The sequence below is a fragment of the Pseudoruegeria sp. SHC-113 genome (assembly GCF_025376885.1).
Lineage (GTDB): Bacteria > Pseudomonadota > Alphaproteobacteria > Rhodobacterales > Rhodobacteraceae > Pseudoruegeria.
The window spans coordinates 2036162-2057155 of record NZ_JAHUBR010000001.1 but is presented as its reverse complement, the minus strand read 5'-3'; the positions used below and the strand labels follow the sequence as shown (position 1 = coordinate 2057155).

Annotated in this window: 18 protein-coding genes; 9 read left to right on the top strand and 9 right to left on the bottom strand. The window is 64.3% G+C overall.

Features of this window, described 5'->3' with window-relative positions; genetic code table 11:
* Positions 1-43 precede the first annotated feature (43 nt).
* Together KVX96_RS10210 and KVX96_RS10205 are read left to right on the top strand one after the other, a co-directional pair.
* Positions 44-520, top strand: coding sequence for an arsenate reductase ArsC (locus tag KVX96_RS10210; protein ID WP_261194308.1), 477 nt, complete (start codon positions 44-46; stop codon positions 518-520).
* Positions 517-1182 (top strand): aquaporin, encoded by a 666-nt coding sequence (locus KVX96_RS10205; RefSeq protein ID WP_261194307.1) that lies wholly within the window; start codon positions 517-519, stop codon positions 1180-1182. Before KVX96_RS10210 ends, KVX96_RS10205 begins: the two co-directional genes overlap by 4 nt.
* Here the strand turns inward: KVX96_RS10205 and KVX96_RS10200 are convergent.
* The gene (locus KVX96_RS10200) at positions 1166-1789 is read right to left on the bottom strand and encodes a helix-turn-helix domain-containing protein (RefSeq protein ID WP_261194306.1); all 624 of its coding nucleotides are present in this window, start codon (positions 1787-1789) and stop codon (positions 1166-1168) included. The genes KVX96_RS10205 and KVX96_RS10200 overlap by 17 nt on opposite strands.
* A gap of 65 nt (positions 1790-1854) precedes the next feature.
* Here KVX96_RS10200 and KVX96_RS10195 point away from each other — a divergent pair, with 65 nt between their 5' ends.
* From KVX96_RS10195 to KVX96_RS10180, 4 genes are read left to right on the top strand one after another with little or no spacing between them, the layout of a single operon-like run.
* The gene (locus KVX96_RS10195) at positions 1855-3387 is read left to right on the top strand and encodes a class I adenylate-forming enzyme family protein (protein WP_261194305.1); all 1533 of its coding nucleotides are present in this window, start codon (positions 1855-1857) and stop codon (positions 3385-3387) included.
* Positions 3374-4027, top strand: a complete 654-nt coding sequence (locus tag KVX96_RS10190) for a DsbA family oxidoreductase (RefSeq protein ID WP_261194304.1) — start codon at positions 3374-3376, stop codon at positions 4025-4027. Before KVX96_RS10195 ends, KVX96_RS10190 begins: the two co-directional genes overlap by 14 nt.
* Complete coding sequence (locus KVX96_RS10185) at positions 4024-5229, top strand: multidrug effflux MFS transporter (protein ID WP_261194303.1); 1206 nt, start codon at positions 4024-4026, stop codon at positions 5227-5229. Before KVX96_RS10190 ends, KVX96_RS10185 begins: the two co-directional genes overlap by 4 nt.
* A gap of 15 nt (positions 5230-5244) precedes the next feature.
* A complete protein-coding gene (locus tag KVX96_RS10180) occupies positions 5245-5610 on the top strand; it encodes a potassium channel family protein (protein ID WP_261194302.1) in 366 nt (121 codons plus the stop codon).
* Here the strand turns inward: KVX96_RS10180 and KVX96_RS10175 are convergent.
* The 3 genes from KVX96_RS10175 to KVX96_RS10165 form a co-directional block, all read right to left on the bottom strand.
* Complete coding sequence (locus KVX96_RS10175) at positions 5535-6038, bottom strand: helix-turn-helix domain-containing protein (RefSeq protein ID WP_261194301.1); 504 nt, start codon at positions 6036-6038, stop codon at positions 5535-5537. The genes KVX96_RS10180 and KVX96_RS10175 overlap by 76 nt on opposite strands.
* Before the next feature lie 744 nt (positions 6039-6782).
* Positions 6783-10247, bottom strand: coding sequence for a transcription-repair coupling factor (gene mfd, locus KVX96_RS10170; RefSeq protein WP_261194300.1), 3465 nt, complete (start codon positions 10245-10247; stop codon positions 6783-6785).
* A 31-nt stretch (positions 10248-10278) separates the two neighbouring features.
* On the bottom strand, positions 10279-10800 hold the full coding sequence (locus tag KVX96_RS10165) for a component of SufBCD complex (RefSeq protein ID WP_261194299.1): 522 nt from the start codon (positions 10798-10800) through the stop codon (positions 10279-10281).
* A gap of 143 nt (positions 10801-10943) precedes the next feature.
* Between KVX96_RS10165 and hemB the strand changes: the two genes are divergently transcribed.
* The gene (gene hemB / locus KVX96_RS10160) at positions 10944-11945 is read left to right on the top strand and encodes a porphobilinogen synthase (RefSeq protein WP_261194298.1); all 1002 of its coding nucleotides are present in this window, start codon (positions 10944-10946) and stop codon (positions 11943-11945) included.
* Between the two features lie 150 nt (positions 11946-12095).
* Complete coding sequence (locus tag KVX96_RS10155; protein WP_261194297.1) at positions 12096-12656, top strand: YSC84-related protein; 561 nt, start codon at positions 12096-12098, stop codon at positions 12654-12656.
* Between the two features lie 111 nt (positions 12657-12767).
* Here the strand turns inward: KVX96_RS10155 and KVX96_RS10150 are convergent, their stop codons facing one another.
* Entirely contained in the window at positions 12768-13640 is an 873-nt protein-coding gene (locus KVX96_RS10150; protein ID WP_261194296.1) for an NAD(P)-dependent oxidoreductase, read from the bottom strand.
* A 98-nt stretch (positions 13641-13738) separates the two neighbouring features.
* Here KVX96_RS10150 and KVX96_RS10145 point away from each other — a divergent pair, with 98 nt between their 5' ends.
* The gene (locus tag KVX96_RS10145; protein ID WP_261194295.1) at positions 13739-16198 is read left to right on the top strand and encodes a penicillin acylase family protein; all 2460 of its coding nucleotides are present in this window, start codon (positions 13739-13741) and stop codon (positions 16196-16198) included.
* Between the two features lie 176 nt (positions 16199-16374).
* Here KVX96_RS10145 and hflX read toward each other — a convergent pair whose 3' ends face one another.
* The 4 genes from hflX to trkA all read right to left on the bottom strand — a co-directional run bounded on the left by hflX (position 16375) and on the right by trkA (position 20923).
* Positions 16375-17649: a GTPase HflX gene (gene hflX, locus KVX96_RS10140; RefSeq protein ID WP_261194294.1), complete on the bottom strand. Its 1275-nt coding sequence runs from the start codon at positions 17647-17649 to the stop codon at positions 16375-16377.
* 3 nt (positions 17650-17652) lie between these two features.
* Positions 17653-17886 carry an RNA chaperone Hfq gene (gene hfq / locus KVX96_RS10135; protein WP_037206760.1) on the bottom strand — a complete coding sequence of 78 codons (234 nt, stop codon included), beginning with the start codon at positions 17884-17886 and terminating at the stop codon, positions 17653-17655.
* 136 nt (positions 17887-18022) lie between these two features.
* The gene (locus tag KVX96_RS10130; protein WP_261194293.1) at positions 18023-19543 is read right to left on the bottom strand and encodes a TrkH family potassium uptake protein; all 1521 of its coding nucleotides are present in this window, start codon (positions 19541-19543) and stop codon (positions 18023-18025) included.
* 3 nt (positions 19544-19546) lie between these two features.
* Positions 19547-20923 (bottom strand): Trk system potassium transporter TrkA, encoded by a 1377-nt coding sequence (gene trkA / locus KVX96_RS10125; protein ID WP_261194292.1) that lies wholly within the window; start codon positions 20921-20923, stop codon positions 19547-19549.
* Positions 20924-20994 lie beyond the last annotated feature (71 nt).

The following is a 20994-nucleotide window of genomic DNA, read 5'->3' as shown; positions in this document are numbered from 1 at the left end:
CCTGTCATGGGGCTGTTACACAAACTGATTACGCGCCACTCTCATGAACATACTCGTCCTCTGTACCGGTAACTCGGCCCGCTCGATCCTTCTGGAATCCATCCTCAACCTCGCCTCCCAAGGCCGCGTCACGGCCTATTCCGCAGGCTCCCAGCCGGCTGGCAAGGTCCACCCGCAATCGCTTGTTTTGCTGGGCGAAAAAGGCCATGACACCTCTGGCGCGCGCTCCAAGAGCTGGGATGAATTCGGCGCAGCCGACGCCCCGCAGATGGACGCCGTGATCACAGTCTGCGGCTCGGCTGCCGGGGAAACCTGCCCCATTTGGCCCGGCGCCCCGGTGCGCGCTCATTGGGGCGTGGAAGATCCCGCCAAAGCCGAGGAAGCCGATTGGGAAACGGCCTTCACCACCGCCTACGAGATCCTGAACCGCCGCGCGCAGGCGCTTCTGGCGCAGGACATCGCTTCGATGGATGCGGCCACGCTGAAAGCGGAACTGGACCGGATCGGAACCCTGCCATGACCCCGGAGATGCGCCGCAAGCTGCTGGCCGAATTCATCGGCACCGCCTTCCTGCTGATCGGCGTGGTGGGCTCGGGCATCATGGCGGAGGCGCTGTCGGGCGGCAACGCCGGGCTTGCGCTGCTGGCCAATGCCGTCGCGACGGGCTGCATCCTCTATGGGATCATCACCACGCTCGGCCCGATCTCCGGCGCGCATTTCAACCCGGCGGTGACGCTCTATTTCACCTTCACCGGGGCCCATGCGAAATCCGAGGCACTGCCCTATATCGTGATCCAGATACTGGGCGGGATTGCAGGGGTTTGGCTCGCGCACCTCATGTTCGATCTGCCGATCCTTCAGGCCTCCACCACCGCGCGCAGCGGCGTGAACCTCTGGGCTTCGGAAGTGATCGCCACCTTCGGGCTGCTCTTCGTGATCCTCGGCGGACTCGCCGCCCGGCCCGAGGCCATCCCGGCGCTCGTGGGCTTCTACATCACCGGCGCTTATTGGTTCACCTCGTCCACGAGCTTCGCCAACCCCGCCGTCACCATCGCGCGCGGCTTCTCCAACACCTTCGCCGGGATCACCCCGGCCCATGTGCCGATGTTCATCGTGATGCAGATTGTTGGCGTCGGGCTTGCGCTGTTGGTCTTGCCTCGCTTGTTTAAGTCAGCGACGTAACCCACAGAATTGTCGCGTCATCTTCGGAAACGGAGATGACGTTATGTCCCATCGTGGCATCATAGTAAGCGCTGTCGCCCCGGCGCAGGTCCACCGGCTCGTAGAACTCCGTGTAGAGCCGCACGATCCCGGTGAGCACGTAGAGAAACTCCTCGCCGTCATGGCGCACCCATCCGTCAAACTCCGCCACGTCGCGGGCCCGGATCCGGGCGCGGTAGGGCAACATCTGCTTCTTGGTCAGCGCACCTGCCAGCAGCTCGTGCTCATAGGTCGTCGTGACATGGGCCGTGCCGGTGCCGGCCTGCGTTACCGACATCCGCCCGTTCACCTGGTTGCGCGAGGGCGGCGTGAACAGCTGCGGCACCGAGATCTGCAGCCCCTCGGCCAGCTTCTTGAGCGCCTCATAGGTGGGCGACATCTGGCCGTTCTCGATCTTGGACAGCGTAGAGCGCGCAAGCCCTGCCTGTTTGGCCGCCTGCTCCAGCGTCCAGTCGCGCGCCTTGCGCAGCTCGCGCACGCGCGCGCCGAGGTTCAGCGGTTCCACATGGGTGTCCTCGCCGCTTTCGCGGGCGATGCGGATGATCTTGGTTTGCTCGTCGTCGCTCATTAGGCCCGTATAGGGGATGCGCCGCACGCCTTGCAACTTGGCATTTGCGCGCGTAACTGTCAGGCATGGTTTCCATTTTCGATCAGGGGCCGCCCAGCTCCTGCCCCAGCCCGTTCAACATGGCCCGCCACGTGCTGACAAGCAGCGGCGCGGACCCTGCAAAACCCGCGCTCGTGATCGCCGGGCTACAGGCGCGGCAGACCCACACCTATGGCGAACTGGAACGCATGGTTCGCGGCATCGCCACCGGGCTGGCGCAACAGGGGCTCAAACCGGGCGACCGGGTGCTCATGCGGCTCGGGAACACGCTGGAATTCCCGCTCACTTTCCTTGCCGCCATCGCGGGCGGCTTCATTCCGGTGCCAACCTCCGCGATGCTCACCGCGCCCGAATGCAGCAAGATCGCCGCCGAGATTCGCCCCAAGCTAATCGTTGCGGGCGACGGCGTGGCCCTGCCCGCGCCTTGTGACATCCCGGTGATCGGCGAAGCCGCGTTACAAAGCTTTCACGCGCTGCCCCCGGCGGATTACGTGATGGTTGATCCGGAGCGGCTGGGCTACATCATCTACACCTCAGGCACCTCGGGCCAGCCCCACGCCGTCTGCCACGCCCACCGCGCGATCTGGGCGCGGCGGATGATGTGGGAGGGCTGGTATGGGCTGACTGCGCAGGATGTGCTGCTCCACGCCGGGGCCTTCAACTGGACCTACACTTTGGGCACCGGGCTTATGGATCCGTGGTCGGCGGGCGCAACCGCCGTAATCCCTGCGCAAGGGGTCGTGGCTTCGGAGTTGCCCGCGCTTCTCGCCAAAGAGAGAGTTACGATTTTCGCCGCAGCGCCGGGTGTTTACCGCCAGATGCTCAAGCAAGGCGGGCCGCTCACCCTGCCCGAACTGCGCCACGGGTTGTCCGCCGGTGAAAAGCTTCCAGATGCTGTGCGCGAAGCGTTCACGGCGGCCACGGGCTGCGCAATCTATGAAGCCTACGGCATGTCGGAATGCTCCACCTTCATCTCCGGCGCGCCCGGCCATCCGGCCCCGGCTGGGGCCTCGGGCTATCCGCAGAAGGGCCGCCGCGTGGCGGTGCTGGGGGAAGACGGCGCTGCGGTGCCCTTTGGCGCCCCCGGTGTGCTGGGCGTCTCCCGCCGCGATCAGGGCTTGATGCTGGGCTACTGGGAGGCCGAGGCCGAGACGGAAAGCCGCTTTGCCGGCGAATGGTTCCTGACCGGGGATACCGTCTCGATGGATCCCGACGGCGCGATCCACTACTTGGGCCGCGCCGATGACATGATGAACGCCGGTGGCTTCCGCGTCTCGCCTCTGGAGGTCGAGCGCGTGCTCAACAGCCACCCGGAGGTGCAGGACTCCGCCGCCGCCGAGGTGCACGTAAAGGCGGACACCACCGTGATCGCCGCCTTCTACGTGGCCGATCAGGAGATCGAGACGGAAGCGCTCACCGCCTTCTGCGAAACGCGGCTGGCCCGCTACAAAACCCCGCGCCTGTTCCGGCGCATTGCAGCGCTCCCTCGGGGCGCAAACAACAAGATCCTGCGCCGGAAACTGCGCGAAGAGTTTGAGGCAACCCATGGTAAAGCTTGATATTATCTCCGATCCGATCTGCCCTTGGTGCTATATCGGCAAGACGCGCCTTGATGAAGCGCTCGCCCAAGTGCCCGACCATCCTTTCGTGATTGAATGGCACCCCTTCCAGCTGAACCCGGAGATGCCGAAAGGCGGCATGGATCGCCGCGCCTATCTGGAGGCCAAGTTCGGCGGCAAGGAAGGCGCGGTGCGTGTCTACGGCCAGATCGCCGAGGCCGCGCAGGAAGCCGGCCTCAACATCGATTTCGCCGCCATCCAGCGCACGCCCAACACGGTGGACGCCCACCGGCTGATCCACTGGGCCGGGCTTGAGGCCCGCCAAACGGCCGCTGTCTCGGCGCTGTTCAAAGCCTACTTCGAACAGGGCAAGGACATCGGCGATGCGGAGGTGCTGGCCGATATCGCCGAAAGCATCGAAATGGACCGCGAAGTGACGTTGCGCCTGCTGCAGGGCGATGCGGATGCCGAAATGATCCGCGAGCGCGATGCCCATTCGCGCAAGATGGGGGTCACGGGTGTGCCCTGTTTCGTCGTTGCCCAGCAACATGCGGTCCCCGGTGCCCAACCGGCAGAGCTCTGGCTCAAGGTGATCGCCGACATCAAGGCGCAACAGGCCGCCCAAGAAGGTGAGCAATGAACGCCAAGCCCCTGAAACAAGGTGAGTTCATCGCGCTCTGCGCCATGCTGATGGCGATGATCGCCTTCGCCATCGACGCCATGCTGCCCGCGATGACGCGCATCGCAGAGGAGCTGACGCCGGACGATCCGGGCAACATCTCCCTCGTGATCGCCATCTTCATGCTGGGCATGGGTGTTGGCACGCTTTTTGCCGGGCCGCTGTCTGACAGCATCGGTCGCCGTCCTGTCATCATCGGCGGCACGGCCGTCTATTGCGCGATGGCGCTCTTGTGCGCGCAGGCGCAATCGCTCGACGTGCTGCTGATCGCGCGCTTCCTGATGGGCATCGGCGTCGCCGGGCCGCGCATCGCGACGCAAGCCATGATCCGCGATCTCTATGCAGGCGAGAAGATGGCCAAGATCGTCTCCTTCATGATGATGATCTTCGTGCTCGTACCCGCCGCCGCCCCTGCCGTGGGGCTGGCGATCATGGCGGTGTTCGACTGGCGCGCGATCTTCGTGGCCTTCGTGCTCTTCGCGCTGTTCGCGGGCGGCTGGTACGCCCTGCGCCAGCCGGAAACCTTGCCACAGGAAAACCGCCGCCCCTTCACTTTCACCAGCATCGCGCAGGCCACGCGCGAGATGATGGGGGTGCGGATGGTGGTGGTGTCGATCGCGGTGCAGACGCTGACGCTCGGGATGTTGCTGGGCGTGATCTCCTCGATCCAGCCGCTCTTCGCGATCACCTACGGGCGGGAAACGGAATTTGCCTTCTGGTTTGCCTGTATCGCGCTGCTGGCGGGCACAGGCAACGTGATCAACGCACGGCTGGTGGAGCGTTACGGCATGCGCCCGCTGGCCACGATGGGCTACGCGGTGCAGATCGGCTTTGCCGCGCTGGCGCTGGGGCTTTCACTCGCGGGGCTTCTGAATTTTTGGCTCTTCCTGTTCTGGATCGTGACCGTCTTCTACATGGTCGGCTTCACGCTCGGAAACCTCAACGCGCTTGCGATGGAGCCGCTGGGCCATATCGCGGGCATCGCGGCTTCCGTCATGGGGGCGATCTCCACCGTGGGCGGCGCGGTTCTGGCCGGGGCCGTGGGGCTGCTCTTTGCGGGCACCGCCACGCCACTGGCCGCCACCGTACTGATCTGCTGCTTGATCTCAACGGCGCTCATGCGCAGCATAGCGGGTGAGAAACGGATCAAACGCACCGCCTGAGGGGCCGCCACGCACATGTCGTTCTTTGCCAAGACCTTCTTCAGCGCGCTAGTGGCCATGGTGGCCGCCAGCACGGTGTTCTTCCACTATGTGGAGGGCTGGGGCTGGCTTGACGCCTATTTCTTCACCATCGTCACCATGTCCACCGTCGGCTATGGCGACATGGTCCCCCAAACGCCGCAGGGCAAGATCGGGGTCACCATCCTGATCATCTTCGGGATCGGGGCTTTCGCTCTTGGCGTGCAGAACCTGACGAAACGGGTGAACCACCGGCTCAACATCCAGACCCCGGAAGAGGCGCTGGCTCAGAAGCTCTCCAAGTTCGGCGAAGAGGTCGAGGAAACGCTGGAACGCGCCCGCCGCAAATCCGACGGCAGCTGACCCTCGGCCTTGCGGAAGGCACGGGTGAAGGCGTCGGTCGAACTGTAGCCAAAGCGCCGCGCCACCAGCGCCACGCGCTCGCCCGCTTCCAGAGCTTCCCGCGCGCGGGCCAGCCGCCAGCGCCGCAGGTAGCCCATCGGCCCCTCGCCCATCACCTTCTGGAAGCGGTCCATGTAGCCCGAGCGCGACATGCCCGCCAGCACGGCCAGATCTTCTGCTGTCCAGGGCTTTTCCGGCATGTCGTGCATCGCCACCAGCGTGCGCGCGAGGCGCGGATCGGCAAGGCCCGCCATCAGCCCGAACTCCGCCAGCCCGCGCTGCAGGGCGCTGCGCAGGAAATGCACCAGAAGCACCTCCACGTAGCCCGCTAGCAGCAAAGGCGCGCCGCAACGGGGGGCGCGCAGCTCCTGCTCCAGCAGCACAATCATGGGATGAAGCGAGTCTTCCGGCGGGATCGCCATCTGGAATCCGCCATGCGCGCCCCGAAACAGATCGGATTTCACCCCCCAGGACAGCCTCGCACAAGCCACCGGCGGGCCTGCACCCTCCAAAGGATCCGGGCTGCACAGCAGAAACCCGCTGCCTCTGGCTGCCGGATGCACGAAGAAATTATGCCCTGCAGTCGTATGGGCCGAAACTTCCGAAACCGTGAGGCCGGACAAAAAGGAGGAAAGTCGATCAAGCGCCATGCTGGACCCTCAGTCGGATTTTTTGGACATCCTTAGATTGCCCATCCGATACGTTGCTTGTCAAATTCGATGGGGACACCGGGGCGCATTCCCGGCACGAAAAGCAAGCGCAGGCGGGTGGAATGGCTCGGGGATGGCTGCGCAACGCTTGGCCGGGGAGACGCAGGATCGATAAGGCGGCGGCCGTTTGGCCCGACAAAACACCAGCCGTTCATGCCGGGACGAAGGGGGAAAAGAACCAAGACCTCAAACCAGGGAAAGCGGATGCATGCCACACGTTTAAGATGTGGCGCTCAGTGATGGCGTGGTACACTCACTCTGAACCCACCACGCTCCGGGTGCGCAAGACAGCGAAAAGGCTGCCCCACCCGGCCCCGGTTATCGGCGAGGCCTGAGGCGCTCACGGACGTTGATGCCTCTCTCGCCACCGCCCGTTCATGTGGGGGGATGCATGGACGGGCCTCTCTAGGAAGCGGGCTGGCGCTAGGAGGCGCTGGCCCGTTTCTTTTCCGCCACCACTTTCTCGGCCAGATCGCGTGCGATGGCGAAAGCGCCCTTGATCTTGTCGGCTTCGGCCGCCCAGTCACGCCGCACGACGATCTTGTTGTCCTTCACCTTGGCAAGCCCCTTCTGGGCGGTGATGAACTCCACCAGCCCGGCGGGCGAGGCGAATTTGTCGTTGTGGAACTGAATCGTCGCGCCTTTCGGCCCGGCGTCAAGCTTAGCGATCCCGGCCCGTTTGCACATGGCCTTGATACGAACAACGAGCAGCAGCGTGTTGACTTCCTTTGGCAATTTCCCGAAGCGGTCAATCATCTCGGCGGCAAAGCCTTCAAGCTCCACCTTGGTGGTGAGGCCCGAGAGGCGGCGGTAGAGGCCAAGGCGCACGTCGAGATCGGGCACATAGCTTTCGGGGATCAGCACCGGCACGCCGAGGTTGATCGTCGGCGCCCATTGATCCCCGGAGTCCGGCAGGCCTTCCGCCTCGCCCGAGCGGATCTTGGCGACGGCCTCTTCCAGCATGGACTGATACAGCTCATAGCCCACATCCCGCATTTGGCCGGATTGCTCTTCGCCCAGCAGGTTGCCCGCACCGCGAATGTCGAGATCCTGGCTCGCAAGCGTGAAGCCTGCGCCGAGGCTGTCAAGGCTTCCGAGCACGCGCAGGCGCTTTTCTGCGTTCGGAGTCAACGGCTTGCGCGGCTTTGTTGTGAGGTAGGCATAGGCGCGCGTCTTGGAGCGGCCCACGCGGCCCCGGATCTGGTAAAGCTGCGCGAGGCCGAACATATCGGCGCGATGGACGATCATCGTATTGGCCGTCGGAATATCAAGCCCGCTTTCCACGATGGTGGTGGCCAGCAGCACGTCGTATTTGCCGTCGTAGAAGGCGTTCATGCGCTCATCAAGCTCGCCCGCCGCCATCTGGCCGTGGGCGGTGATGAAGCTGACCTCCGGCACTTGATCGCGCAAAAATGCTTCGATTTCAGCCAGATCCTTGATGCGCGGCACCACGAAAAAGCTCTGCCCGCCCCGGTAATGCTCACGCAGCAGCGCTTCGCGCAGGGTGACGGCATCAAACTCGCTCACATAGGTGCGGATGGCGAGGCGATCCACCGGCGGCGTGCCGATGATCGAAAGATCCCGCACCCCCGAGAGCGACATCTGCAGCGTACGCGGGATCGGCGTGGCGGTGAGCGTGAGCACATGCACATCGGAGCGCATGGATTTCAGCCGCTCCTTATGGGCGACGCCGAAATGCTGCTCCTCGTCGATCACCAGCATCCCGAGGTTCTTGAAGCGGATGGATTTCGCCAGAAGCGCGTGGGTGCCGATCACGATGTCGACGGTGCCGCGGGCCAGCCCGTCGCGGGTGGCGGCGGCATCCTTCGCAGTCACAAAGCGCGATAGCTGCCTGACTTCTAACGGAAAACCCCGGAAACGTTCAGCGAAGCTCTTGTAGTGCTGGCGGGCCAGAAGCGTTGTGGGGGCGATCACCGCCACCTGCACGCCCGACATTGCCGCGACAAATGCCGCGCGCATGGCGACTTCGGTCTTGCCGAAGCCCACATCGCCGCAAACGAGCCTGTCCATCGGACGCCCGCGCGCCAGATCGTCCAGCACATCGGCAATGGCAGTGAGCTGATCGTCGGTTTCCTGATAGGGAAAGCGCGCGCAGAAGGCATCCCACATGCCCTCGGGCGGCTCCATGATCTGGGCATGGCGCAGCTCACGCTCCGCCGCGATGCGGATCAAACGGTCCGCCATCTCGCGGATGCGCTCTTTCAGCTTGGCCTTCTTGGCCTGCCACGCGCCGCCGCCGAGCTTGTCGAGCAGCCCTTCCTCATGGCCGTAGCGGCTGAGAAGCTCAATGTTTTCAACAGGCAGGAACAGGCGATCCCCGCCTGCGTATTCCAGCGACAGGCACTCATGGGCGGCACCGGCCGCTGTGACGACCTCCAGCCCCATGTAGCGCCCGATGCCGTGATCGACGTGGACGATCAGATCGCCGGGCGAGAGGCTTTGCGCCTCGGTCAGGAAGTTCTCTGCCCGCCGCTTGCGCTTGGGCGCGCGGATCAGGCGGTCCCCCAGCACGTCCTGCTCGCTGATCACGGTGAGCCCCTTGGCCTCGAACCCATGTTCCAGCGCCCAGACGGCCAGATACACACCGCCCTTGCCCTCCGGCACATCGTTGAAATCGGTGATCAGGCGCGTGTCGGCCAGATCCTCGTCTTCCATCAGCCCCTGAAGCCGCTCCCGCGCGCCTTCCGAGTAGCTGGCAACGATCACCTGACCGCCTTTGCGCTTGGCTTGAATATGCGCCGACAAGGCCCCGAAAAGGCTGACGTTTTCAAGCTGGCGTTCCGGCGAGAAATTGCGCCCGATGCGCCCGCCCATGTCCAACACCTTGGCCCCGGTGCTTTGCGGCAGTTGCACCAGTTGCAACACGCGCCGCGCGGCCACGGCGTTGGCCCAGCCGTCCTCGTCCAGATACAGAAGCTCCGGCGGGCAGGGTTTATAGACCGTGTCCATCCGGTTCTTCTGCTGCATCGCGAGCTTGCGGCTTTCATATTGATCCGCGATGCCCTCCCAGCGGCTCTGGCGCGCTGCGGAAAGCTGGTCATCCAGCAGGATCGAGGCCTCGGGCAGGAAATCAAAGAGCGTTTCAAGCCGCTCATGGAAGAAAGGCAGCCAGTGCTCCGCGCCCTGATGCTTGCGGCCTGCGCTCACCGCCTCATAGAGCGGATCATCCGTTCCCGCCGCGCCGAAGGTGATGCGGTAGTTCTGCCGGAAACGCGTGATCGCGGCCTCGTCCAGAATCACCTCGGACACGGGCGCGAGTTCCACGCGGGAAAGCTTTTCGGTCGTCTTCTGCGTGGCCGGATCAAAGCGCCGCGCGCCATCGAGCACATCGCCGAAGAGATCGAGCCGCACGGGCCCGCTTTCCCCCGGCGGGTAGATGTCGATGATGCCACCGCGCACGGCGTAATCGCCCGGCTCCATCACCGTGGGCGTCTGGGTGAAGCCCATCCGCACGAGAAACCGGCGCAGTTCGGCCTCATCCAGCCGCTTGTCCACCTCGGCCACGAAGGCGGCATCCTTCAACACCTCGCGCGCCGGAATGCGCTGGCTGGCGGCGTTGAGCGTGGTCAGCAGCACAAAGCGCTGCGGCGCGCCATGCACCAGCGCGGCCAGCGTCGCCATGCGCGCGGCTGAAACATCGGCGTTGGGCGAAACACGGTCAAACGGCAGGCAATCCCAGGCCGGGAACACCAGCACCGGCATATCAGGCGCAAAGAAGCGCAGTGCATCGCGCATGGCGTTAAGGCGGCGGTCGTCGCGCGCCACATGCACCACGGGCGTGGCCGAGCTCCCAAGCTCGCGCAGGAGAAGCTGAGCGTCATGGCCTTCCGGAGCGCCGCTCCATGTCAGATGCTGGTGGTTTGTCATGGCCGCCGAGGTAACCATGCGGGGCGGAAAGTCAACCGGGCAAGCCGATCATCAGGTTCTGATACATCCCCCAGACCGAGGTGATGAAGATCGAGATCATGCCGATGATCTGGGTATAAAGCCGGTGCCGCCGCAGCCGCTTGCGCAAAGCTTCGCCCACAAGTTCGCCGGCAAGTATCTTGTCGGCGGTGAAAATCGAAAGAAGCGCGACACCGCTCATCGGGAAGGCCAGCAGAAACACCGCCTGGCTGAATTCCACCCCGTAAAAGAAGCCTGTGATCGCCAGCGTGGTGAGCAGGAAGAAGGTGAACCCCAGAACCCAGAGCCCGGCGCTGTGCACGATATAATGGATCCGCCGCACGTTCACGCCCACGATCAGCGTCAGATCGGCGTCGGCCTCTTCGCTCTTCTCGGCGCGCGTCACGAGATCGTAAGGCACCCCCAGCACGAAATGGCTGACACTGGACCACATCACCGCGAGCGCGATCCAGTACCACAGGTTCGAGAACGAGCGCATGTCGATCATCTCGAAGACAAGAGAATACCAGTCCACGAAGCCTGTCCCTTTTTTTGTGATTTTGCTTCAACCTGTAGCGGCTTGGTTTGCCATAGCCTCTGGCTGCGGCTTTTCCTACCCTTGAGGCAGGAATAAATCCGTGGCACGCAAAAAGGAAACACTAAAAGGTTGCCCCCGCCATGCGCCCTACCCTTGCCCCCTTCCCGGCCACCCGCCTGCGCCGCACCCGCGCCAGCGCAGCTCTGCGCAATCTGGTGCAGGAGAACCGGCTCACGGCGGCCGATCTGATCTGGCCTGTCTTCGTGGTCGAGGGCGAGGCCACGCGCCAGCCCATCGCCTCGCTGCCGGGGGTGGAGCGGCTGTCGATCGATTTCCTGGTGGATGCGGCGGCAGAGGCCGCGGCGCTTGGCATTCCGGCGATCTGCATTTTTCCCTACACCGACCCGGCCCTGAAAACCCAAGCCTGCGAAGAGGCCTGGAACCCCAAAAACCTCTCCAACCGCGCGATCCGCGCGGTCAAAGCGGCGGTGCCCGAGATCGCGGTGATGACGGATGTGGCGCTCGATCCCTATAACATCAACGGCCATGATGGCATCGTTCAGGAGGGCGTGATCCTGAACGATGAAACAGTCGAGGCCTTGGTGAAGATGGCGCTGGCGCAGGCCGAAGCCGGGGCCGACATCCTTGGCCCCTCAGACATGATGGACGGCCGCATCGGCGCGATGCGCGGCGCGCTGGAGGCCGCAGGCCACAAGGACGTGGCGATCCTCTCCTATGCCGCCAAATACGCCTCCTGCTTCTACGGCCCCTTCCGCGATGCCGTGGGTGCCACCGGCGCGCTGAAAGGCGACAAGAAAACCTACCAGATGAACCCAGCCAATTCCGACGAGGCCATCCGCCTGATCGAACGCGATCTGAGCGAGGGCGCGGATATGGTCATGGTCAAGCCCGGCCTGCCCTACCTCGACATCTGCCGCCGCGTGAAAAACACCTTCGGCGCGCCCACCTTCGCCTATCAGGTCTCCGGTGAGTACGCGATGATCGAGGCGGCGGCGGCCAATGGCTGGATCAACGGCGAGGCGGCTATGCTGGAAAGCCTGCTGGCCTTCAAACGCGCCGGCTGCGACGGGGTGCTCACCTATTACGCACCGCGCGCCGCACGCGCCCTGCGCGACGGCTGATCAGCGGTTAACTAAGCGGCAAGGGCTCGCCAATTCCCGCCGCACGCGTTTGTGCGGGTGACACCCGTCAGAATCTCCCCTATATTTTGCGCCAAGCCGGCGCCCGAAAAAGCCGGCAAACGTCAGGCAACAAGACCAAGGGGCAGACCCATGAACACTTTCTCCCGCCGTGGCTTCGTTCTCGGAGCCGGATCCGCTATGGCCATGACAGCCGCCTGCGGCAATGGCGTCGGCAGCACCGGGGCCATGGAACTCGACGCGCGCGTCAACGCGACGATGAACTACCTCTTCTCCACCTACCCCGACACGCAGGATCTCGCCGCCAAGGCCTCCGGTATCCTCGTGATGCCGCTGATGACGGAAGCCGGCCTCTGGGTCGGCGGGGCCTACGGCCAGGGCGCGCTGCAGATCGATGGTGTCACGGTGGATTACTATTCCGCCACGCAAGCCTCCGTAGGCTTCCAGGTCGGCGCACAGCAATACGCCCATGCGCTGTTCTTCATGACGGATGATGCGCTCAGCGAATTCCGCCGCTCGCCCGGCTGGGCCGCGGGGGCGGACGTGCAATATGCCGCCATCGATCAGGGCGGCAACATGAAGATCGACACCACCACGACCCGCAAACCGGTGATCGCACTGGTCTTCGGTCAGGCTGGCCTCATCGCCGGGGCCTCGATCAAGGGCACGAAATACTCCCGCATCATCCCCTGATCCAAAGAAAAGGGCGCGCCGCCTTTCCGCCGCACGCCCCTTTTCCTCTTGCCAAAAATACCTCGGGGGAGTCGCGCCGCAAGGCGCGGCGGGGGCAGCGCCCCCTCTTCCTTACCCGAGCTTGCGCAGCCGCTTGAACAGCGAAGACGTATCCCAGCGCGCACCACCCATTTTCTGCACATCCTTGTAGAACTGATCCACGAGCGCCGTCACAGGCAGACTCGCGCCGTTCTCATCGGCTGTCTTCAGGCAGATCCCCAGATCCTTGCGCATCCAGTCCACCGCGAAACCGTGGTCGAAATGATCATCCAGCATGGTTTCATAGCGGTTGGCCATCTGCCAGCTTCCGGCCGCGCCCTGGCTGATCACCTCCACCACGTCGCGGCCATCAAGCCCGGCCTTCTCGGCGAAATGCAGCGCTTCGCTCAGGCCCTGCACCAGCCCGGCGATGGCGATCTGGTTGCACATCTTGGTCAGCTGTCCCGCGCCGCAATCGCCAAGGCGGCGGCAGATCTTGGCGTAGGCCGCGATGATCGGCTCGGCCCGCAGGTACGCCCCTTCATCGCCACCGCACATCACCGAAAGCGCGCCGTTCTCAGCCCCCGCCTGCCCGCCGGAAATCGGCGCATCCACGAAGCTGACCTGCCTTTCGTTGGCCGCCGCATAGAGCTCGCGGGTCACAGCAGCGGAAACGGTCGTGTGATCCACGAACACGCTGCCCGCCGCCATGCCTGCAAAAGCACCGTTTTCACCCAGGCACACACCGCGCAGATCGTCATCGTTGCCCACGCAGGAGAAGACGAAATCCGCCCCCAGCGCAGCCTCGCGCGGGGTGCGCGCCATCGCGCCGCCATGCTGCTCCACCCAGGCTTGCGCCTTCGTGGCGGTGCGGTTGTAGACCGTCACCTCGTGGCCTGCGGCCTTCAGATGCCCGGCCATCGGATAGCCCATCACTCCGAGCCCGAGAAACGCTGTTTTCGCCATGATTTATCCCTCGTGTTCCTTTGATTGTGTCGCCCACAAATCCGCTTTATCAGGGGAACCCTAAAGGCAATCACAGCGCCGTCAACCAAGGGAACTCCATGGCTACCGTCTTTCGCTGGCTCCTGCGTATCGTCTCCGGGCTGATCCTTCTGTCGGTAGCCGTTGTCTTCGCCGTCTACTATCTCGGCAGCCGCTCGCTGATCGACTATAACGCGAACCACAACGTGCAAGGCATTGACGGGGAAGTCGAAATCGTGCGCGACACCCATTCGGTGCCGCATGTCTTCGGGCAAAGCGATGCGGATGTCTTCTTCGGGCTTGGTTTTGCCCATGCGCAGGATCGGCTCTGGCAGATGACGATGCTGCGCCGCACCGCGCAAGGGCGGCTGTCGGAGCTGTTCGGCGCGCGCACGCTCAAGATCGACGAGTTGATGCGCCGGCTCGATCTCTACCCTCTTTCGGTGCAATCCGTCGCGGTGCAGGACGCGCGCACGATGGAGGCGCTGGAGGCCTATGCGGCGGGCGTGAATGCCTGGCTCAACACCGTCAACACCGAGGCGCTGGGGCGCGGCGCGCCGGAGCTGTTTCTCTTCTCAAACGAGATCGCGCCTTGGCAGCCGGCTGACTCCATCGCCGTTTTGAAGCTAATGGCGCTGCAGCTGTCGGGCCAGCTTGAGGCCGAGGTGCTGCGCGCCCGGCTTTCGCTGGTGCTGCCGCCCGAGCGCCTGCGCGATATCCTGCCCGATGTACCGGGGGACGCCATCGCCAGCCTGCCGGAATACGCCGCGCTCTTCCCTTCCGCCCCACGCTTTGCCGAGAACACCACCGCCTATGATCCGCTCTCCCCGGCCAAGCCGCGCGGCTTTTCCGGCGCTTCCAACGCCTGGGCCGCCGCGCCCAGCCGCTCGGCAGCGGGTGGCGCGCTGCTCGCCAATGATCCGCATCTGGGCTTCTCCGCGCCAGCGATCTGGTATCTGGCGCGGCTGGAGCTTTCCGCAGGCGGCGTGATCGGCGGCACCATACCGGGCATCCCCGTGATCCTTTCGGGCCGCTCAGATGCGCTCGGCTGGGGCGTGACGACGGCCTATGTGGACGATCAGGACGCCTATATCGAGCGGCTGAACCCGGAAAACCCATCCGAATATGAAACGCCCGAGGGCTTCAAACCTTTCCGCACCCGCACCTCGATCATCCAGATCAAGGACGCTGCCCCGGAAAGCATCGAATTGCGCTGGACGGAAAACGGCCCTGTGCTGCCCGGCCATCACTTCAACCTCGGCACGATCACGCCGGCTGGTCACGTCACCTCGCTGGCCTGGACGGCCCTCACCCCGCGCGACACCTCCATCGGCGCGGCTTTGGACCTGATGCAGGCGCGCAGCATCGAGGCCGCGATCACGGCAGGCGAGCGCTTCATCGCGCCTGCGCAGAACCTCACGCTGGTGGAGCCGGGGCGCGTGGCGATGAAAACCATCGGCGCCAACCCGCGCCGCGATGCGCGGCATCAGTCGCAGGGCCGCTTCCCCTCGCCCGGCTGGATCCAGACGAACCGCTGGAACGGGCGCATGCCCTACGCCAGCAACCCGGTGTTCAAGGATCCCGAGGGCGGCATCCTCGGCAACACCAACAACAAGACGGTCGATCGTCCCTTCCCCGATCACCTCTCCTTCGTCTGGGGCGACAGCCAGCGCATCTACCGCTGGCAGCGCCTGATGCAGACCCGCGAGGTGCACACGCGCGAAAGCTTCATCGAGGCGCAGCTTGATACCGTCAGCTTCACCGCCCGCGCGCTGCTGCCGCTGGTGGCCAAAGATCTCTGGTACACCGGCGAGGCCGCGCCGGAAGGCACGGTGGAGCAGCGGCGCAAGCAAGCGTTGGATCTGCTGGCCGAGTGGAACGGCGAGATGAACGAGCACCTGCCAGAGCCGCTGATCTACGCCGCCTGGGCGCGTGCGCTGCAGAACCGGCTGATCCGCGACGAGCTTGGCCCGCTGGCCAATGAGTTCACCCATGTGGATCCCGTCTTCGTGGAGCGCGTCTTCCGTAACACCGATGGCGCGGGCGCGTGGTGCAACGTGGTGCAATCAAGCCGCGAGGAAAGCTGTACCGACATCGCCCGCATTGCGCTGGACGATGCGCTTCTCTGGACGCAGGAACGCTATGGCCCTGCCGTTGGCTCCTTGCGCTGGGGCGATGCCCATGAGGCGACCCATGATCATCAGGTGCTGGGCAGCATCCCGGTGCTCTCGGCCTTCGTGAACATTCGCCAGTCCACTTCCGGTGGCGACAACACGCTGCAGCGCGGGCTGACGAAGGGCACGGGGCCGGATCCGTTCCAGAACGTGCACGGTGCAGGCTATCGCGGGGTTTATGATTTCGCCGATCCGGATTCCTCGGTCTTCATCATTTCCACCGGCCAGTCCGGCCACCCGCTGTCGCGGCACTATGATGATCTGGGCGAGTTGTGGCGGCGGGGGGAGTATATCCCGATGTCGCTCGATCCAGAGCTGGCCCGCGCGGCTGCCGAAGGGGTGACGGTGCTACGGCCGGTGGATTAATGCAGACGCTCTAAGGTGTCTTCTTACCCAACAGGCACTGTTGGGCCGCGCCGTCTCGCCCCCACGGGGCGGCGCGATTGCGCCACCCCTCGGGACGGCGCTACCGTTTCCCTTTGTTCCGACGGTTGGACTGGCTCGCGCGCACCCGTACGCTTACCGCTCGATTCTTTAGTGGATCAAAGCGCCATGTAGCGGGCGCGTTGGCGGGCCGTCCAGAAGACCTCCAGCCGAAAGCCGTCGTCCTGCTGTTCCTCTTCCGTCACCACGCCCTGCTCAAACAGCCAGGCCCGCTTGCGACCTTCCGAAAACGGCACCATCAGGGTTTCCTCGCTGCGCGGATCGGTGAGCCTGTCAGAGATCTCGTCCAGCAGCAAATCAAGCCCGTCGCCCGTGAGAGCAGAAACGGCAAAGACCTCCTCCCGCCGCGCGGCCAGCGTTTCCACCTGCGTGCGGGCTTCAGTGCCCAAACGGTCGATCTTGTTCCAGGCTTCAAGCTTCGGCGTCTCCTCATCCACGCCAAGCGTGGTGAGAATCGCCTCCACGTCACGGGCCTGTTCCTCGGTCTCGTGGTGGGAAATGTCGCGCACATGGACGATCAGATCCGCATCGAGCACCTCTTCCAGCGTGGCGCGGAAGGCGGCCACGAGCTGTGTTGGCAGATCGGAGATGAACCCCACGGTATCAGAGAGGATCACCTCGCGCCCCGAGGGCAGACGCACGGCGCGCATGGTGGGATCGAGCGTGGCGAAGAGCATGTCCTTGGCCATGACCTCGGCCCCGGTGAGCCGGTTGAACAGCGTCGATTTCCCGGCGTTGGTATAGCCCACGAGGGCGACGATCGGATAGGGGATCTTCTTGCGCGCGGCGCGGTGGAGATCGCGGGTTTTCACCACTTTCGCCAGCTGGCGACGCAGGCGCGTGAGGGCTTCATCGATGGCACGGCGGTCGGCCTCAATCTGGGTTTCACCGGGGCCACCCACGAAGCCAAGCCCACCGCGCTGGCGTTCAAGGTGGGTCCAGGCCCGCACCAGCCGCGTGCGCTGGTAGGAGAGCGCCGCCATCTCGACCTGCAACACCCCCTCACGGGTGCGCGCGCGGTCGGAGAAGATCTCAAGGATCAGGCCGGTGCGATCGAGGATCTTCACCTTCCACTCTTTTTCGAGGTTGCGCTGCTGGACAGGCGTCACCGGCCCGTCGATCAGCACCAGTTCCACCTCATTGGCTTTGAACAGCGTGCCAAGCTCCTCGACCTTGCCGGTGCCGAAAAGCTGCCCCGGCTGCGCTTTGGGCAAAGGCACAACAAGGCTGCCCACAACCTCAAGGTCGGGCAAGGCATGGGCCAGCGAAACGGCCTCTTCGAGCGCCGGGCCGGAGGGGCGGCGTTCGCGGTCTGATTTGATGTCAGGGTGCAGGACCCAGGCGCGGGTCGCGCCCCGGTCGTGCGCTTGCATCTGTTACTCTTCGCCGTCGTACAGGTTGATCGGCTGTGCGGGCATAATGGTGGAAATCGCGTGCTTGTAGACAAGCTGCGACTGGCCGTCCCGGCGCAGCAGCACGCAGAAATTATCAAACCAGGTGATCACGCCCTGAAGCTTCACACCGTTAATCAGGAAGATAGTCACCGGAACTTTCGTCTTACGGACGTGGTTCAGAAAAGCATCCTGCAAATTCTGTTTGTCTGCAGCCATTTAAAACAAAGCCTTTTTTCTTGCCCTCCAGCCCCTCGCTGGCAGTTCTTTTTCCATTCCTTTGATTATGATGCGGCCCAAGCGGAGTTTCCAGTGCAAAAATGAACGGCTGACAGGCGCGTGAGCATGGCCCTCTTCAGCGCCGCCAGAACTCCGGGTTCAGAAGCGCGATGAAGGCGAGCGTCTCAAGCCGTCCCAGCACCATCGAAGTGATGAGAATGCCGCGGGCCCAATCGTCCAGAAAGGCGAATTTCACCGCGAACTCGCCACCCAGATCCGCCAGCGGCCCGGTGGTAGAGAGCGTGGAGACGGTGAGCACGAGCGAGCTTTCAAAGGACAGCCCGGTGAGCGCCAACGCCGACATGATCGCCGCCACAGACAGCGTGAACATCATGAAGAAGATCCATGACACATAGGCCCCCTGCCGCCGGATGCGCCGGGCCTGCACACCGAGGTTGCCCACGGAAGAGGGGTGCACGAGGCGGTCCATTTCCCGGCGGCTGTGGATGAAGAGCGCATAGACGCGCATCAGCTTCACGCCTCCGGCCGTGGTGGCCACGCCGCCGCCGATCAGGCACAGCCCAATCAGGATCAGCCCCGGCGTCTGCAGCCCCGACCAGGCCGCCGAATCCGCCCAGGCGGCGGAGTCAAACCCCGTGGTCGTGAGGAAAGACATCACCGTAAACAAGCTGCCCCAGGCCGCGCGCAGGGCGGTGAGCGGGGCGTTCTCCGGGCTTTGATCCAGCGCGCCCGTCCAGTGGCGCAGGAACAAAAGCGCCGGCACCACCGTGATGATCACCAGCGCAAATCGGAACTCAGGATCTGTGAGGAAGGCCATGATCCGCCGCCGCCCGGGATCCGGCGCGAAGGTCAGATGCGAGATGGCGAAGAACATGAAGAGAAACACAAGGATCTCACCGCCCAGCCCCGCCTGCCCGTTCGCCAGTCCGCCAACCGGGGAAATCCCGCTTGTCGCCAGCGTGGACATCGCATGGCAGACGGCCACGAAGGCCTCCTCGCCTGAGATCGTGAGCCCGAGCCACAGCAACACCGTAAGCCCGGTGTAAACGGGAAACAGCTTGCCTGCGTATTTGATCAGCCGCTCACCGGGGCGCGCCACGCGGATGAAGCCGTATTCCCCGCGCGCCCGTTGCCCGGCCTCCGAAGCCGTCGTCACCTCGAAACCGCCAAGGCTCAAAGGGGCGAGGATGGCGAAAGCCGCGACCCAGATCAGGAAGCCGCCGAGCCAGCCCACCAGCGCGCGCCAGTAATGCACCGCACGCGGCAGTGTGGCGGGATCGTCATAAAGCGTCGCGCCCGTGGTGGTGAGGGCGGAGACCATCTCGAAATAGCCATCGCCGAAATCCGCCCCCGTCACGGACTCCATGAAGGGCACGGCCAGCATCGCGGGCAGCACCGTGAAGGCCGCCACCAGCGCGATCATGTGGCTCAGGGCGGTCGAAGCCGGGGAATAGGTGGCCGTGGCGATGCCTACCATCAGCGTGAGCAGCAGAAACAGCCCGCCGCTCAGGAAGAACACCCGCGCGGTTTCCATGTCGGCCTCAATATAGGCGTGCAGCGCGGGCAGGAACATCGCCAGCGCGCCCGCGCCCATCAGGATCACGAACAGCGGAAGGGACAGGAGCCGCGCGAGCATGGCCTAGAAGAAATCGATGCTGACCTGGAGCAATTGCTCCACCGCCGGCACATCCGCCGCTAGGGCAAAGATCACGAGCACGTCGCCCTCGTCGATCCGCAGGCTGCCCGCGGGCCGCGCCAGCTTGCCGGCCTTCTGCACTGCCCCCACCAGCACGCCTTCGGGAAATTCGATCTCCCGCAGCAGGCGCCCGGCGATGGGCGAAGTGGACAGCACCTGCGCCTCGATCACCTCGGCCTCGGCATCACCGATGGAATATACGTCCTTCACCCGACCGTGGCGGATGTGGCGCAGGATCGAAGATACGGTGGTGGAGCGCGGGTTGATATAGGCGTCGATGTGCAGCGGATCCATCAGCGGCACCATCGTCGGATCGTTCACAAGGCAGATCGCCATGGCGCAACCTTGCGATTTGGCCCGCACCGAGGCGAGGATGTTTGTCTTGTCGTCATCGGTCAGTGCCAGCACCGCATCCGCGCGAGAGATATTGGCCTCTTCCAGCAGATCGGCGTTCAGCCCGTCGCCATGGAGCACGATGGTGCGCTCAAGGCTGTCGGCGGCCACCTCGGCGCGCTTGCGGTCCCGCTCGATCACCTTGGCGCGCACCCGGTGGGTGCGTTCTTCCAGCGCCTTGGCCACCGCGAGGCCCACGTTGCCGCCGCCGATGATCACCACGCGATCCTGTTTCTTGGTGGCCTTGCCGAAGACCTCCAGCGTGCGCGGCACATCTTCGGTGTTGGTGAACACGTAAACCTGATCGCCGATGAACAGTTGATCGTTGGATTCCGGCGCAAACAACGCGCCCTCTCGCCGCACGCCCACAACAATGGCCGAGAGCGTGGAGAACAGATCGGTGAGTTGGCGCAGGGGCGTGTTCACCACCGGGCAATCATGATCAAGGCTGATGCCCAGAAGCTGGGTCTTACCGTTCAGGAAGCTCTCGGTATCGAAAGCGGAGGGCGCGGAGAGCCGCTGCAACGCGGCTTCGGCCACTTCCTTTTCCGGGCTAATCACCACGTCGATCGGCAAGTGATCGCGGCGGTAGAGATCGGCGTAGATCGCCTCCAGATAGCTGTTGGAGCGCAGGCGGGCGATCTTTTGCGGGATCGAGAACACCGAATGCGCCACCTGACAGGTGACCATGTTCACCTCGTCCGAATGGGTCGCCGCGATGATCATATCCGCATCCCGCGCGCCGGCGCGCTCCAGCACATCGGGGTAAGAGGCGAAGCCCGCGATGCCCTGCACGTCCAGCGTGTCGGTGGCGCGGTGCACGAGATCGGGGTTGTTGTCCACCACCGTCACGTCGTTGCGCTCCCCGGAGAGGTGGCGCGCGATCTGCCAGCCGACCTGCCCGGCCCCGCAAATGATCACTTTCATTGGAAACCCTTCATGGCCCAGAGGCCCTTTCCATCGCAGAAGCCGGCGATGCGGTCAATCGCACCGCCGGG

Coding starts and splice junctions, on each gene's coding strand:
- trkA (WP_261194292.1), bottom strand. CDS start 20,923: ATGAAAGTGATCATTTGCGGGGCCGGGCAGGTCGGCTGGCAGATCGCG.
- KVX96_RS10180 (WP_261194302.1), top strand. CDS start 5,245: ATGTCGTTCTTTGCCAAGACCTTCTTCAGCGCGCTAGTGGCCATGGTG.
- KVX96_RS10145 (WP_261194295.1), top strand. CDS start 13,739: ATGGCTACCGTCTTTCGCTGGCTCCTGCGTATCGTCTCCGGGCTGATC.
- hfq (WP_037206760.1), bottom strand. CDS start 17,886: ATGGCTGCAGACAAACAGAATTTGCAGGATGCTTTTCTGAACCACGTC.
- KVX96_RS10150 (WP_261194296.1), bottom strand. CDS start 13,640: ATGGCGAAAACAGCGTTTCTCGGGCTCGGAGTGATGGGCTATCCGATG.
- KVX96_RS10185 (WP_261194303.1), top strand. CDS start 4,024: ATGAACGCCAAGCCCCTGAAACAAGGTGAGTTCATCGCGCTCTGCGCC.
- KVX96_RS10155 (WP_261194297.1), top strand. CDS start 12,096: ATGAACACTTTCTCCCGCCGTGGCTTCGTTCTCGGAGCCGGATCCGCT.
- KVX96_RS10200 (WP_261194306.1), bottom strand. CDS start 1,789: ATGAGCGACGACGAGCAAACCAAGATCATCCGCATCGCCCGCGAAAGC.
- KVX96_RS10130 (WP_261194293.1), bottom strand. CDS start 19,543: ATGCTCGCGCGGCTCCTGTCCCTTCCGCTGTTCGTGATCCTGATGGGC.
- hemB (WP_261194298.1), top strand. CDS start 10,944: ATGCGCCCTACCCTTGCCCCCTTCCCGGCCACCCGCCTGCGCCGCACC.
- KVX96_RS10190 (WP_261194304.1), top strand. CDS start 3,374: ATGGTAAAGCTTGATATTATCTCCGATCCGATCTGCCCTTGGTGCTAT.
- KVX96_RS10195 (WP_261194305.1), top strand. CDS start 1,855: ATGGTTTCCATTTTCGATCAGGGGCCGCCCAGCTCCTGCCCCAGCCCG.
- hflX (WP_261194294.1), bottom strand. CDS start 17,649: ATGCAAGCGCACGACCGGGGCGCGACCCGCGCCTGGGTCCTGCACCCT.
- KVX96_RS10205 (WP_261194307.1), top strand. CDS start 517: ATGACCCCGGAGATGCGCCGCAAGCTGCTGGCCGAATTCATCGGCACC.
- KVX96_RS10210 (WP_261194308.1), top strand. CDS start 44: ATGAACATACTCGTCCTCTGTACCGGTAACTCGGCCCGCTCGATCCTT.
- KVX96_RS10175 (WP_261194301.1), bottom strand. CDS start 6,038: ATGATTGTGCTGCTGGAGCAGGAGCTGCGCGCCCCCCGTTGCGGCGCG.
- mfd (WP_261194300.1), bottom strand. CDS start 10,247: ATGACAAACCACCAGCATCTGACATGGAGCGGCGCTCCGGAAGGCCAT.